Annotated in this window: 12 protein-coding genes; 3 read left to right on the plus strand and 9 right to left on the minus strand. The window is 62.0% G+C overall.

The genetic code is table 11. From position 1 onward, the window contains the following. Positions 1 to 2 precede the first annotated feature (2 nt). Genes fliR through flgB form a run of 5 tightly spaced genes read right to left on the minus strand, consistent with a single transcriptional unit; the run spans position 3 to position 2274 of the window. The gene (gene fliR, locus M0H32_RS22010) at positions 3 to 776 is read right to left on the minus strand and encodes a flagellar biosynthetic protein FliR (RefSeq protein ID WP_248157675.1); all 774 of its coding nucleotides are present in this window, start codon (positions 774 to 776) and stop codon (positions 3 to 5) included. A 13-nt stretch (positions 777 to 789) separates the two neighbouring features. Next, a complete protein-coding gene (gene fliQ, locus M0H32_RS22015; protein WP_248157676.1) occupies positions 790 to 1056 on the minus strand; it encodes a flagellar biosynthesis protein FliQ in 267 nt (88 codons plus the stop codon). Positions 1057 to 1080: 24 nt separating this feature from the next. Beyond that, positions 1081 to 1395, minus strand: coding sequence for a flagellar hook-basal body complex protein FliE (gene fliE / locus M0H32_RS22020; protein WP_248157677.1), 315 nt, complete (start codon positions 1393 to 1395; stop codon positions 1081 to 1083). Between the two features lie 31 nt (positions 1396 to 1426). Next, entirely contained in the window at positions 1427 to 1837 is a 411-nt protein-coding gene (flgC, locus tag M0H32_RS22025; protein WP_248157678.1) for a flagellar basal body rod protein FlgC, read from the minus strand. A 32-nt stretch (positions 1838 to 1869) separates the two neighbouring features. Next, entirely contained in the window at positions 1870 to 2274 is a 405-nt protein-coding gene (flgB, locus tag M0H32_RS22030; protein ID WP_248157679.1) for a flagellar basal body rod protein FlgB, read from the minus strand. A 419-nt stretch (positions 2275 to 2693) separates the two neighbouring features. Between flgB and M0H32_RS22035 the strand changes: the two genes are divergently transcribed. The 3 genes from M0H32_RS22035 (at position 2694) to M0H32_RS22045 (ending at position 6323) form a co-directional block, all read left to right on the plus strand. Next, positions 2694 to 4271, plus strand: a complete 1578-nt coding sequence (locus M0H32_RS22035; RefSeq protein ID WP_248157680.1) for a flagellar biosynthetic protein FliO — start codon at positions 2694 to 2696, stop codon at positions 4269 to 4271. Between the two features lie 74 nt (positions 4272 to 4345). After that, positions 4346 to 5038, plus strand: a complete 693-nt coding sequence (gene fliP / locus M0H32_RS22040) for a flagellar type III secretion system pore protein FliP (RefSeq protein WP_248157772.1) — start codon at positions 4346 to 4348, stop codon at positions 5036 to 5038. 214 nt (positions 5039 to 5252) lie between these two features. Beyond that, a complete protein-coding gene (locus M0H32_RS22045) occupies positions 5253 to 6323 on the plus strand; it encodes a DUF2336 domain-containing protein (protein WP_248157681.1) in 1071 nt (356 codons plus the stop codon). A gap of 410 nt (positions 6324 to 6733) precedes the next feature. Here the strand turns inward: M0H32_RS22045 and M0H32_RS22050 are convergent, their stop codons facing one another. The 4 genes from M0H32_RS22050 to fliM form a co-directional block, all read right to left on the minus strand. Then, on the minus strand, positions 6734 to 10963 hold the full coding sequence (locus M0H32_RS22050) for a tetratricopeptide repeat protein (protein ID WP_425607347.1): 4230 nt from the start codon (positions 10961 to 10963) through the stop codon (positions 6734 to 6736). A 189-nt stretch (positions 10964 to 11152) separates the two neighbouring features. Further along, entirely contained in the window at positions 11153 to 11905 is a 753-nt protein-coding gene (locus M0H32_RS22055) for a MotE family protein (RefSeq protein WP_248157683.1), read from the minus strand. Then, complete coding sequence (locus M0H32_RS22060) at positions 11902 to 12456, minus strand: DUF6468 domain-containing protein (RefSeq protein ID WP_248157684.1); 555 nt, start codon at positions 12454 to 12456, stop codon at positions 11902 to 11904. Before M0H32_RS22060 ends, M0H32_RS22055 begins: the two co-directional genes overlap by 4 nt. Next, positions 12453 to 13682: a flagellar motor switch protein FliM gene (gene fliM, locus M0H32_RS22065; RefSeq protein WP_425607348.1), complete on the minus strand. Its 1230-nt coding sequence runs from the start codon at positions 13680 to 13682 to the stop codon at positions 12453 to 12455. Before fliM ends, M0H32_RS22060 begins: the two co-directional genes overlap by 4 nt. Positions 13683 to 13684: the final 2 nt, after the last annotated feature.

Here is a 13684-nt window from a genome sequence, read left to right on the forward strand (position 1 = left end):
GATCACCCCACAATGAACTTGCCGAGCGAGTCCTGGAAATGTTCGAGATAGAACATCATCAGAGTCGTCAGCAGGGCCAGGAGAAGAAAAAACCCGATCGCGATGTTCACGGGCATGGCGATAAAGAAGATCTGCATCTGCGGCATAAGCTTGTTGAGCAGGCCCAGACCGAAATAGAAGACCAGACCAACAACCAGGAACGGCGCGCTCATCCGGGTTGCAATCGTAAAGACATGCGCGACCGTTTCCGTGGCGTATTGGGAAAAGTCGCCGACAGGCAGCACCAGCCCGGGCGGGAACATGGCGAAACTGTCATGCAAGGCGGCAATCACGAGGTAGTGTGTATCGGTCACAAACACCAGGGTGATGCCGAGGATGGATAGAAAGTTGCCATAAAGCGCGCCCTGCTGGCCGCCATTGGCAAAATCTGTTCCGAGCGCGAAGGCAAGGCCGGACTGGTTGGCCATGATCACGCCAGCGATCTGCAGAACCGTGGTGATCATCTTGGCGCACAGGCCGACGCCGAAGCCGATGGCCATCTCGCCGAACAGCAGCATGATCAGCCGTGTCGTGTTCTCCGTCAGCCCCGCCGGGTAGTAGGGCGCACCGACCGGGTAAAGCACCAGGGTCAGTGCCAGGGCGATGGTCAGCCGGAAACGGGTCGGGATGGAGCTCTCGCCAAGCGCCGGCATCAGCATGATCATCGTGCCGAGCCGCGCAAACATGAGCATGAATGCGGCGGCGACATCGGGCAGAAAATCAAGCTGGATGGTCATGTGGCGGACAACCCTAACCGGAGGTCAGGATCATTTCGCTGATCCGCCCCATAAAGGTCTCGAGCATGCTGCTCATGAAGGGAAGAGTGATCAGGATTGTCACGAAAATCGCCAGGATCTTCGGTACGAACACCAGCGTCATTTCCTGGATCTGGGTCAGCGCCTGGAACAGCGCGATCACGATACCGACAAGCAGCCCCACAATCATGATCGGCGCCGCCACCAGGATCATGGTCCAGACGGCCTCGCGGGCCAGATCAAGCACTTCTCCACCGGTCATGACCGCGCCCCTAAAATCCGCCGATCAGATCGGCATCCTCATGATTTCTTCATAGGCGGAGATGACCCGGTCGCGCACTGCCACCATGGTTTCCAGGGCCACCTCGGTTTCCGCGATCGCGGTAACCACATCGACGACGTCGGCCTTGCCTTCGATCAGGCCGACCGCCTTGTTGTCTGCCTCGCGTCCCTTGTCGACGACGGTGCCGACGGCCTCCTGGACCATCTTGCCGAAATCGACCGCTTCCGCTTGCGGGGTGGTGTCCTGCATGGCCCGGGCCTGCTGCTGCAGCTTGGCCGCCATCTGATAGGCATTGTTGGCAATCGATGCTGTGGTCATGACTCCGGCTCCCTAGTCGGTTTTGGCGGCGTTACGCGCGCAGGATATCGATGGTCCGCTGCAGCATCTTGCGGGTGGTATCGATGACGTTCAGATTGGCTTCGTAAGACCGCTGCGCCTCGCGCATGTCGGTGGTTTCGACCAGCGTGTTGACGTTGGGCTGCAACACGTAGCCCTTTTCGTCGGCGGCCGGGTGGCCGGGCATATGCACGGATTTGAAGTCGGTCGTGTCCTCGGCGATCCTGCCGAGCTCGACCATGTTCGCCTTCATTTCCTTGTCGAAATGCGACTCGAACGTCGGGATCTTGCGGCGGTAGGGCTCCTCGTCCGGCGTCCTGGCCGTCGAGTTTGCGTTGGCGATGTTCTCGGCGATCACGCGCATGCGCCCGTTCTGCGCCTTCAACCCGCTTGCGGAGATGAACAGGGATTTGATCAGGTCCATAATCTCAGTCCTTTACCTGTCGCCGGTAACGATCAGACGGTCTTGGCCAGGGCCGTCCGGATCAGGCCGAGCCCCTTGGTGTAGAGTGTTGTCGCGGCCTGATAGTCCATCTGGTTCTCGGTGATTTTCATCATCTGCTCTTCCAGAACGACGCTGTTGCCGCTGGGCGTGATCTCGAACGTGTCGTGCTCTTCCACCTTGGCGGCGCCCTGCCCCGAGATCGTCGCGGCGATATGCCCGGACGCGGTCGTCGAGGTCGACAAACCGAATGCTTGCCGGCCAATGTGATCCTGGAACGAATATTCCTTGACGTCGCGCGCCTGGTATCCGGGCGTGTCCGCATTGGCGATGTTTTCCGCCAGCACGCCCTGGCGGGTCTGATGCCATTGCATCTTCGACTTGAGCGCCTGGAACAGGGGCAGATCCGTCACGGCCATCTGATTCACCATTCGTTAACCAACTCGGCAATGATTGCCGCCCCAATGGTTAACGAATGGTTAACGCCGCTTCGCCGCGGCGGGCGCAAACCCTTCAAAACCGGTGGAAGAAGCAACATTCCTTTGCATTTCGCAAAAAGAGCATGGCCTCCGGCGGGCAAAATTTGCCTGCTTCTGTTAACTTTGATCCCTAGTGAGATTCGAACCGGAACGGCAAGAAACGGATGCAACGTTTCGGGAGGCGCAAGAGCCTCCTCCATCCGGAAAGACAAGACATCCAAGCAGCTTGGGGCTGGCGGTCCAAATTGGCATACGGGCCGGATTTACTGGGGATAAAGGCGTGCTTCCCCAATTGAGGCAAGAAACCGGAGTAACCGGAATTCGCAATCACACCGCAGGCGGGGCGGCACGAGGGTAAGATGTACAATTGGATTGAAACGACATTCAACGTCAGCGGTGGCGTCACACAGGCAATAGCGGTCATCCTGGCTCTCGCTGTTGTGCTGGTGCTGTTTGCCCTGTTCATATTCATTTTGAAGCGCCTGATGGGCGGACAGGCAACGCAGAACCGCAACCGGCAGCCGCGCATCGCGGTGATGGACAGCGCCAGCATCGACACCAGGCGCCGCCTCGTCCTGATCCGCAGGGACAATATCGAGCATCTTCTCCTGATCGGCGGACCGACCGACGTGGTCGTGGAACCGAACATCATTCGAAACACGCCACTGACGCAGCAACGGCCCGGCCAGGGCCATGGCCTTGCCGGACAGGTGCCGCTCAGGGGGCCTGTGGCCCCGGGACCGGACATTCCCCCGCGCCCGGACGATCTTGTCGCTCAAAGCGAGGTTCCACCACCGCCTGCCATGCAGGCAAGACCTCCCGCAGCCACCTCGTCGCACGCCCCCGCGGCGCCAATCTCCGTTCAAAGTCCCGCGCCTGTGTCTCTCCCGAACACCGCCGCTTCGGCCGAGCCGGCGCCGCAGCGGCCTGTCAGCGTGCCCCCCAAGCCAACGCCCTCCCCGGCGCCGGTCAAATCCCCAGCGCCCGTGACGGAAACGGGGGGCGGCCTCAATCGCGCAGCGGATCTGCTGCGGGCGGCGACCCAGAACGGATTCAACAGAGGCGGTTCAAAACCGGCAGTACCGGGCGCCCTGTCTTCGGAGACTGCCCCGGCCGAACCGGAAGCCGCAGGCCAATCCGCACCGGAGGTTCGGCCTGTCCCCAAACCGGCCGACGCAGCCGGTTCGGCCGCGGATGGCAAAACGGGCTCTGCCTTGAAATCCCTGACGCGCCCTTTCAGCCCCCGGGACCGGCCCTCCTATGGCAACCACTCGATTACGCCGCCGGCTTCCGGCCCCGCCGCAAGGGCCAAGACAGCGCTGTTGAAGCCACTTGAGGCAGCGCGCGGGCAAGACAAGGTCGAGCCGGTTTTGACAGCGACCGCTTCCCAAATCACGGAAACGGCGCCTCCTGTCGCTGCCCCGCCGGCGCTCTCAGCGCCGGACGAAGACGACGCGGCGGCACAGGCGCAGACACAAGCCTCGGCCCCTCAGGACAAGCCTGAAATCAAGCATCAGTCCGACGTCAAAGAAGCCACCTCTGAAAAGGCACCCTCCGAGGCCGCCGAGGCTCCGGCAGCAACCGGCGAGACGGCGACGACGGCAGAGCCCGACATTGCGCTCGACATGAGCGATCTGCTGGAAGACGTGCCCGCCCCAGCCCAGCCTCCGCAGACCGAGCTCCCGAAGTCCGCCCCCCCGAAGTCCGGCGAAGACAACGCTTTGGAAGCTTCGACGGCGGCGACCGATCAGGAGCAGTCGCAATCCGGCGAAGCAGCAAAAACCGCACCCGATGCGGACCATGACAAACCTGCCGCCAACCTGGTGGCCACAACGGTGAAGCCCGCCCCCCGGCCAAGCGGCGGTCTTGGAGATAAAAACCCGATCGAGGAAGAGATGGCCAAGATCCTTGACGAGCTGGGCGGACAACCGAATTGATTAACGAGGCCCGTCCCACATCAAGGTCCGGCAAAGGCTGGGTTCTGGCCGCCCTGACAGGCCTCCTCCTTGCCATGCTGGCCGGACCGGCGTTTGCGCAGGAAATCTCGGTCGGATTTGGCGACGACGCCAGCCTGACGGAGCGGGCCGTCCAGATCGTTATTCTTTTGACGGTCCTGTCGCTGGCGCCGTCGATCCTGATCATGGTGACCAGCTTCACGCGGATCGTTGTGGTGCTTTCATTGCTGCGCTCGGCGATCGGCTTGCAGACGGCGCCCCCGAACATGGTGATGGTCAGCCTGGCGCTGTTTCTGTCGGCCTTCATCATGATGCCGACACTGCAGACGGCCTACGACGAAGGCGTCCAGCCGCTTGTCGACGGCAACATCGAAATTGAACAGGCCTATGAACGGGTGTCGGATCCGTTCAGGACGTTCATGCTGTCCCAGGTGCGGGAAAAGGACCTGGCGCTGTTTCAGGAGCTGTCCGGCCGGGACGCCCCGGAGGGTCCGGAAGACCTTTCGATGGCCACCCTTGTGCCGGCTTTCATGATTTCGGAATTGCGGCGCGCCTTCGAGATCGGCTTTCTGCTCTATCTGCCTTTCCTGATCATCGATCTGGTGATCGCCTCGGTGCTGATGTCCATGGGCATGATGATGCTGCCTCCGGTGGTGATCTCGCTTCCCTTCAAGCTGATCTTCTTCGTTCTGGTCGACGGCTGGAACCTGGTCGCGGGGTCTCTGGTCAAGAGTTTCGGCGGCGGTTGACACTTCTGGCGCGGCCGGGGGCCCGTTGAAAGTCCTTGTGGAGGGAGACAACAATGCATACGCTCTTTCTACAAGGTGGACGAAATCTGCCCTCCACCATGACGGAAACCCAAATCCTCACGGCCTTCAAAGTAGAAGAAAATTAAGATCGAACTGTAATTATTGGCGAATCTACGCGTGAGAATTGTTTCCCCGAATTAATAGCGACAGGTCCGTGTTAAGAGATCAACTTGAACAACTCGCCAGGATCAAGGAGCCCGAGGCAAGATCGAAGCTCATCCGAACCCTCGTCGGTGAATATGCACGGTCCGAGGACCACGATCCGAGCGAGATGGAACGGGAACTGTTTTCGCGCATTGTTCTGTCGGTCTTCGATCAGCTGGACCGGGCAGCGCGTTACGAGCTGGTTGTCCGCCTTGCCAAGACCGACCGGATCATCTCTGACCTCGCCGACCGGCTGGCACAGGAAGATTATGACCTGTCAGAACCTGTGATCGAGTCCTCGCCGATGATCAGCCAGGACGCCCTGATCAGGATTGCCAAGAACGGCGGCAACGACAAGCGCCTGTCAGTGGCGCGGCGCGCGGACCTGAGCGAGGAAATCACGGATACGATGATTGCGCGCGCCAGCCGCGATGTCGTCCATGCCTTGCTCGACAATCTGGAAGCGCCCTTCTCGGTCAAGGGAACACTTGCGCTGCTGATCTTCGCCAACACGGAAGCAGCGGTGCTTGCAGGCATCGCCCGGCGCGCTATGGCGGACGAGGAATTCCTGGAAACCCAGATGTATGTTCTGGAAACCAACTGTCCGCTGATCCCCGCACCGCTCAAGAAGGCCCTGGAAGCCGGCGACCTGGAAAGGCTCGCCAAGTCGATCGACCAGATGCAGCGCGACGGCGACATCGAACTGGACGGCGTCCACTATTCACGCCACGAGGCCAGCATCCAGATCGCCAATGGCGAATTGTCCTTCGACGCGATCCTGCGCACGCTGTTCGAACAGGAACGTATCGACGCCGCCATCTGGCTGATCAGCCGCAAGATCAATCTTGCTGATGAGGTTGTCTCCGACACGCTCAAGTCCGACGCCGACGGCGCGATCATGCGGTTGATGCTGCAGACCGGCATTCACGAAAAGACCTATCGCGATTTCCTGAAAGCCCGCTGCGAATGGCTCGACCGGAGCACCCGCTCGATCCCAGAGCTGGTCATGCGCTACAAGGCCGAACTGAAAAAGCCGCGTAGAACCGCGGTGCCTGCCGAACAGCAAAAAATCGCCAATTAGAGCATGTCGCGTTTATTTGGGTTCATTTGACCGAGACAATTTTGGTCACCGGCGAGGCGGTTTGCGCGCCGTGGTGTCACCCACCACAAGCGCAAGCCAACAACGCAGGTGGCCAAAATTGTCCGGCCCATTCGAGTACCAAAGCCAGGAAAGTCGAACTTTTCCGAGTGGTGCGAAACAGCCCATCGTCAGCGTTGCGCCGCTTGCCCGATGCACCGCATCGCGCTGCGCGACGCGCCTTGCCGAGTGAACCGTTTCGCGCCATCAAATGAACCCAAATAAACGCGACATGCTCTAAAGCGTTTCGAGAATTGTTTGAACCAAACTTTGCCGACTTTTGCGTTCGAGGCAGAGCCGAGAGGCAGTTAAAGTCGGCTCATACTTTTCTCGAAAAGCTATAGAACTGGGCGTCAGCCGGCGACTTCCGGACCAGGCGCTGCAGCGGACTGATCCGGACTGCGGTCCGGTGACATGTACTGCCGGCGGTATTCCTGCAGGAAGGTCTCCAGGGAGTCGGTATCTGCCAACCGGTTGGCCACTTCCAGAAACTCCACACCCTGTGCCTCCACCGGCCGCGTGACGACCTCAAAGGCAAGCGCTTCCGAGCTGTCGGCCATCTTGGTCATGTATTTGGTTTTCAGGCGCTGCAGGCTGAGCTGATCGCCAGCCAGCGAATAGGCGATGGCAGCGCGCAGGATGTCCCGCCTCTCCAGATCCTCCAGCGGGATATTGTCGGACCAGCGCGATCCGTGCATGGCCTCCAGCTGCTCACCCGCATCACGCCAGCTTTCAGCTGCCCAGAACGTATCGGCCCGGAGCCGGTCGACATCCGACCCGCGCATGTTACGGACCAGTTCCAAGGCCAGATCAGGCCGCCCGCTTTCGGTCAGGGCCCGGGCTTCAACGATGTTGCGCTGACGCTCGAGGGTCGACGGCAGGCTCGCCTGCCGGGTCCGGTTCAGCACCCTCAGGGCTTCCTCCGCCTTGCGGTCCATGAGATAGATCGCCGCCAGATCGGCTGCGATCTGCGCGCGCGCCGCGCCTTTGAGCCGGTTGTCGACCTGGTGGCGCAGCAACTCCGTTGCCTGGTCGAGCAGATCGACCTCGACCAGCCGCTTCGCCAGCAGCCGCACCATCTCGTCGCCCTGGCGGCCGATCGGCGTCATTTCCCGGAAATCGTAATAAAGGGCCAGCGCCTTGACCGGCGGCATCTCGTCAGCCTTGCCATCCAGGAACAGGGAATTGAACAGGCCGTTCATCTCTTCCTGCAGCAGCCGGGTAGTGTCGGAATCGGGTTCGGCCTGCACCGCCGACTTCATCGCTTCGAAGGCTTCCCGGTAATGACCGCGTTCCGCGTTGAGCTGAGCCAGGAAACGAAGCGTCTTCAGTTCGATTTCGTCGCCGCGCCAGGACGTTGCCAAACCGGCCAGCAGGTCGAGTGTCTCATCGACAGTGAGTTCGCCATCCCGGTAGCGGATCCGAAGCGCCCGGTATTCTGCTTCCGCGGCCCGTGGCCGGTCATCCGAGCGGGTCACCAGATCGAACACGGCCAGCGCCTCCTGGGAGCGTCCGGAGGCATCCGCGACACGCCCGCGCAGGATATCGTAACGCGCGGCCTGGGTTCGGGTCACTTCGGCGGGCTCGATCTCGGCGAGGACACTGTTGGCGACACCGAAATCATTGACCTCGACCATTGCCTGGGCCGCCGCCAGCTTGAATTCGGTCTGGATCGCAGGCGGGTAATTGCCGACCACCGCCCGGCCGCGCGGCATGGCAATGCGCGCGGAAGTCCAGTTGCCCAGCTTCACGTCGACAATGGTCTGCCAGACGGCAGCATCCGGGCTGTTCTTGAGATCCGGACGGTTCAGATGAGCAAAGGCCTCGTCGGGCCGGTCGGCCATGGTCTGGGCCGCGCCCATCATAAGGTTGAAGTTGCTGTCCTCCGCGAGCGCGGGCTCTTCTTCCAGCGCCAGTTTCATCAGCCCCAGCGCTTCCTGGGCGAACTGATGGGCAAGATAGAACCGCGCCAGTGCCATCAATGGCTTGCGGCGGCGGCCCTCAGGTGCCTTTGACAGCTTGTTCTGCAGTTCCAGAAGCCGAGACCGGTAGGCCCCCGGCCCTTCGGTACTGAGCGAAACAAACTCGACGTAACCGCTCTCTTCCGGATCGACGATGTTGTTGAGGGCACCGGTGCCGCCGCGCAGATAATTGTTCGACAGCGCCAGCCCGCCTTCCTTCTCGATGATCACGTCATCGCCAAGGATCTTCATCTTGACGCCGTCGGACTTCGATACGATGGCGATGCCCTGCGCCGAACTCAGGGCGTCAAGGTCAACGAAAGTCTGCGGCTTCAACAGGCCGCGTGGCGGTCCGAAGCCGGTCACGAGGGAAATGGCATCGCCGACAAACGGGTCGGTGACCTGGCGGATGTTCTGAGGATCCTGGTAAAGCACGCGGAGCACGGACCCGCCGTCACCGCGCACGTTGCGTTCAAGCTGCAGCGGCCTGGAAGGTTCCAGGATCAGGTCGCCAATCACCAGGGACCAGGCGTTGCCGTCGACGCCAACCGTGGCCAGAACCGGATCGTTCATGTCGAGGCGCAGGATTTGATAATCGTCGAATTGCTGGACTTCAATGGTCTCCGCGGTTTCCGCCAGTGCCGACACCATGCCCCGCGTGTCGATGGTCGCATCGGTATCGAACACCAGCCAGATGCTGTCATTACGCCGGAAGACGGCACTGGAAACCGGCTCGGAGAATGGAAACACGACCCGCACGGTGTTGCCGATCCGCCGCGCTTCGGCGGAAACGAAGTTGCGCACCTCCGCCGCGAAGCTTGCCGGCGGTTTTTCCGGGGACGGCGGCATCTTGTCCACATCGTTTCCGCCAGTGGCGCGCCAGACCTCCGGCTCCGCCTTGGGCTGGTCCGGCAGCTTGATTCCGGCCGGCACGTCGCTTCCGCCAAGCGATTGCGAATTCTGGACCTGGACCGGCTCTGCCTGATAAGGCGCATTCGGCTGGGCACCGCGATTGAGGGATTCCGTGGGCTCCAGGGTTGGAATTCCGTTGTTCTCCGGTGCGGCAACCTCCTGCGGTTCCTCGATCGACTGCTGGGACAGATCGAGCATCGGCGCCTCGCGCACGATCTCCTCCGTCTCGGGCATCGGCTCCCCGAGCGTCATCGCGCCGGGCTCGGCTTGGGCAACGACAATTTCCGCCTGAGCCGGCTCGCCCCGGGCAGGCGGTGCGCTGGCGGCGGTTACCGTGCCAACCGGCGGGATGGTCGCCGTGGTCAATCCGTCTTCGCCAGCCGTTCCACCGGCCGGCGACGGCGTCACGGCTGCGACGACCTCGGGGGCGGGAAGCGTTTCGACCGCCGGGGCGGTCGTCGTCTCGTCTGGGCCGGCGGCGGCGATATCGGTCGTGTCGTCGGAGGGCGCACCCTCCTGATCTCCACCGGGCGGCGGTCCCGCCGCCACCAGCACCGGCTTTGGCCTTGGCGCCATGGCGATGCGGGATTCAACTTGCTCGACGGCTCTTCCGGCTTCGGGATGAGGATCACGTGGCATAGCCGCCTGCTGCTGCCCTTCCGGGCGCGCGGGCACAACAGCCGGTGCCTGGGCCCCGTCGTTGCCGGTGCCGTCGCCAATCGGCATCACCGTATAGGCCGGAGATTCATCTGCCGTCGATTCCTTCAGAACACCGCCACTTGCCGTGGTGGTCGCCCCCGCCGGCGGCAGGCCGCGCGGGTTCTTGACTTCTCGCGTGTCCCGCAATCCCTGCGCGGAGATCATGTCCTTGCGGTTCTCGTTGTCCTCGACCGACAGTTCCTTGTTGATCAGTGCATTGGCCGGATCGTTGACTTCCATGTTTTCCGGCGTCACGTCGATGACATAGGTCTGCTCCTCGCGGAACGCCCTGATGTCGACGGACGGCTCGACACGCATCAGGAATTTCAGCTTGCCCTGGTCCAGAAACGAGGTCGCGTCGATGACGCCCTGGGGCAGATGCGCCCGCAAATGGGCAATGTCGAGCTGCGCCGGATGGTTGAAGGTGACCTTGATGATGTCGTTTTCGCGGACAAACGCGGTATCGAACTTGATCGACCAGTCGAACACCAGTCGGGTGAATGTCGGATGCTCGCCGACATGAAGCGTGACTTCCGGGCCTTCCTGGGCCTTCAGCCGGGCCTGTTCCAGCGCCCGGACCTTGCGCATGGCTTCCTCGGCGCGCTTGGCAAGATCGCGCACGACGTCGTCGGGCAGACCGGGAGGCAGGCCTTGCCAGGACATAGGCAGGATGTCGACAAACAGCTTCTCGCCGGCTTCGAGCGTGTTGATCTGGTACTGGTTCTTCAGCGCGAACCGTATGGCGCTGCCGTCCGGATCGCGCCGGGCGATGGTGACATAGTCGCCGAGATCGAGCGGCACGTCATCGACATTGATGTCGATCGGCTCCTCGAAGGAAATTCTGAGCACGCCGCCGGTGATGACCGCGTCGTAGATCGGCAATAAGGTGCGGTCCTTGAAGGTCAGCACGATGCGGCCGTAGCCTTCTTCTTCCGACACATTCAGCTCGACCGGTTCGAGCGGTTGGCTGCGCGCCTGCGTGGCGCCGAAGAGCATGAGACAGCCCAGCATCAGCCAGACAGAGGCGGCCAGCCGCAACAGCCCGTGCGGACCGCCGGCTGAGGCGGTGCGGCAGCTGTTTGAAGATGTCAGGAATGGCCCTGGCAAAGTAATCTGTCCTCGGATGACGCCAACACTCTAGTTTTAGTCAGGTCTTCTTAACGTGCCCTTACGCGATCGCCGGAAATCCGCCTGTTCCTGTCAGTTCGACGGGATTTTCGGCAGTTGGTCCTGAGCCGGCGCCTGTGCGCGCGCCTGGACGGGCTGCGCCGGCGGTTCCATGGGGGCGGAGGCATTGCTGGCGATGGCAACGGTCAGCCGCTCGGCCGCTTCCGGATGCATCTTGGCCAGAATATCCGCCATCTTCCGGGGCTTCATCTGGCGCACCACCTTCATCAGGATCGGCAGGCTGAGCCGGTCGAAAATCCTGGCGGCGTCCTTCGGCTTCATGTTCTCATACATGGTCACCAGGCCCGCGATCTCGTTTTCTTCCTGTTTCTTCTTTTCCTCGACCGCCGCTTCGATCCGCTCCTCAAGCTTCTTCAGCTCGTCAACGCGCTTTTGAATCCGTTCCTCGGTGGCCTGCAGCAGTTTTTCCCGAAGATCCAGCTGTCCTTCCTGCTGTTGCAGCGATTCACGCCGCTTGCCCAGGCTTTCGAGCACCGCGCGTTCGGCGGCCGAGCCGCCGATTTCCAGACTGTCCGGGAGCACAGGTTGTTCGGGGAGATCGCCCGGCGGTGGCGGCGGCGGCGCCATCGCCGCCCCGTCGCCTGCGCCGTCCGCCATCTCGGGCAGCTCCATTGTCTGCTGATCGCCGCCCGGGGGGGTCTCCTGCGCAACCGCGCCATTGATGGAAAACTCGCCCGTCTGCGGCCCGAGCGTCAGCGCGAGCAGCTTCAGGGCGAGCAGCGCGCTCGCTGAAATTCCAAGCAATGGCAGCAGTCTCAAATTCATGCAGCGGCACCATTCCGTTTACGGAATTGTTCAAGTCGCGCAGTCGCCTCCGCGGCGGCACTGCGAATGTCCGACGTCCGGCTGCTGCGCCGGCGCTCCGGCTCGACAGCAGGGGCTGGCGCGTAATCATCCGCCATAGGCGCATGATATTGCGGTTCCAGCGAAGGCTGAGGCGCATAGCTCTCTGCCCTGGGCGCCGGCTCCCGATGTGCCGAGGCAGCCCTGGCGGCGTCGGCAATCTGGGAGATCTTGCTAAAGACTTTCTCACCTTCGCCCAGTTGGCCAGCAAGGGTGTGAGACATGGTTTCCGCTTGCTTAAGACGAAGGCCCAAAGTTTTATCAGCTTCCGCCGCCGTGGTCTTCAGGCCCAGGATCGCGCGCTCGGCGATCTCGGTCGCCGTCATCAGCTCCGAAATGGTGGCCCGCAGGACTTCCTCGTCGGCGCGCAGGCGCTGCAGCCGGCGGTTCAGCGTCCAGCAATAGCCGATCGTGATCAGCAGCAACACGGCCACCAGTCCCTCAATGATCATTCCGAGTGGCAAGGTGCTCATTGGTCCCCCATTTCGCTTTGCATGGCGCGCTCGAAAGCGGCCAGCGTCATTTTCGGCTTACGCAAATTCTTTGCGACACGGATGGCAATGGAATCCTCCACTTTCCCGAGCGTTCCCTCGGTCAGCGGAATGTTTCCGCACTTGATCATCACCGGGTCCGTTGGCGCCTTGTCGAAGACAAGTGTCTGGCCGACATCCAGGCTCAGCACCCGCCCGAGCGGAAGATAAGTCTCGTAAAGCACGGCATCGATGTCGACTTCGGCCGCATGGATCTCGGTTGCCAAGTGGCCTTCCCAGACCGGGTCGCGGCCGAATTTCTCGCCCATGAACATCTGCAGCAGCAGATCCCGGATCGGCTCCAGCGTCGCATAGGGCACCATGATCTCGACCGAGCCGCCGCGGTCTTCCATGTCGATGCGCAGCTCGACGAGGATGGCAGCGTTGGCAGGGCGGGAGATCGCCGCAAAACGCGGGTTGGTCTCGAGACGTTCCAGATTGAAATGGACCGGTGACAGCGGCGCGAAGGCGTGTTCGGCGTCCTGCAGGATCAACGCCACCATCTGTTGTACCAGACCGGTCTCGATGGTGGTGTAGGGACGCCCCTCGACGCGCACGGCCGAGGTGCCGCGGCCGCCGCCGAGCAGCACATCGATGATCGAATAGATCAGGCTGGATTCCACGGTGATCAGGCCGAACCCGTCCCATTCCTCGGCCTTGAAGACCCCGAGAATGGCCGGCAGCGGAATCGAGTTCAGATAGTCGCCAAAACGTACGGAGCTGATGGAATCCAGCGACACTTCGACGTTGTCGGAAGTAAAATTGCGCAAGGAGGTCGTCGTCAGCCGCACCAGGCGGTCGAAGACGATTTCCAGCATCGGCAGGCGCTCGTAGGAGACCATTGCCGAGTTGATCAGTGCGCGGATGCCGCTCTGGTCGCCGGCGATCGTATCCTCGATATTGAAGCCGAGGAGGTTGTCGATTTCCTCCTGGTTCAGAACACGGTCGGCGCCGCGGGTGGCGTTTTCCAGATCGGGCTCGCTGTCGTCGATCATGGCCGCCCACTGGGCCGCCATATCGTCGGAACTGCCGGCGCCCTGCTCCTCTAGGGCAGCACCCCAGGCCGCGGCGAGATCCTCGTCGTCGTCGCCGCCCGCGCCTTGCTCCGCGAGGGCCGCCCCCCACGCATCGGCCATGTCCTCTTCGGACAGATCGTCATCGTCGTCGATGT

This window comes from Roseibium sediminicola, from assembly GCF_023156505.1.
Taxonomy (GTDB): Bacteria; Pseudomonadota; Alphaproteobacteria; order Rhizobiales; family Stappiaceae; genus Roseibium; species Roseibium sediminicola.

Bases quoted from the DNA above. Each gene is read 5' to 3' on its own strand.
- fliP (WP_248157772.1), top strand. From the start codon at position 4,346: ATGCTGGCCGGACCGGCGTTTGCGCAGGAAATCTCGGTCGGATTTGGC.
- fliQ (WP_248157676.1), bottom strand. From the start codon at position 1,056: ATGACCGGTGGAGAAGTGCTTGATCTGGCCCGCGAGGCCGTCTGGACC.
- M0H32_RS22055 (WP_248157683.1), bottom strand. From the start codon at position 11,905: ATGAATTTGAGACTGCTGCCATTGCTTGGAATTTCAGCGAGCGCGCTG.
- M0H32_RS22050 (WP_425607347.1), bottom strand. From the start codon at position 10,963: ATGCTGGGCTGTCTCATGCTCTTCGGCGCCACGCAGGCGCGCAGCCAA.
- fliR (WP_248157675.1), bottom strand. From the start codon at position 776: ATGACCATCCAGCTTGATTTTCTGCCCGATGTCGCCGCCGCATTCATG.
- M0H32_RS22060 (WP_248157684.1), bottom strand. From the start codon at position 12,456: ATGAGCACCTTGCCACTCGGAATGATCATTGAGGGACTGGTGGCCGTG.
- fliE (WP_248157677.1), bottom strand. From the start codon at position 1,395: ATGACCACAGCATCGATTGCCAACAATGCCTATCAGATGGCGGCCAAG.
- M0H32_RS22035 (WP_248157680.1), top strand. From the start codon at position 2,694: ATGTACAATTGGATTGAAACGACATTCAACGTCAGCGGTGGCGTCACA.
- flgC (WP_248157678.1), bottom strand. From the start codon at position 1,837: ATGGACCTGATCAAATCCCTGTTCATCTCCGCAAGCGGGTTGAAGGCG.
- flgB (WP_248157679.1), bottom strand. From the start codon at position 2,274: ATGGCCGTGACGGATCTGCCCCTGTTCCAGGCGCTCAAGTCGAAGATG.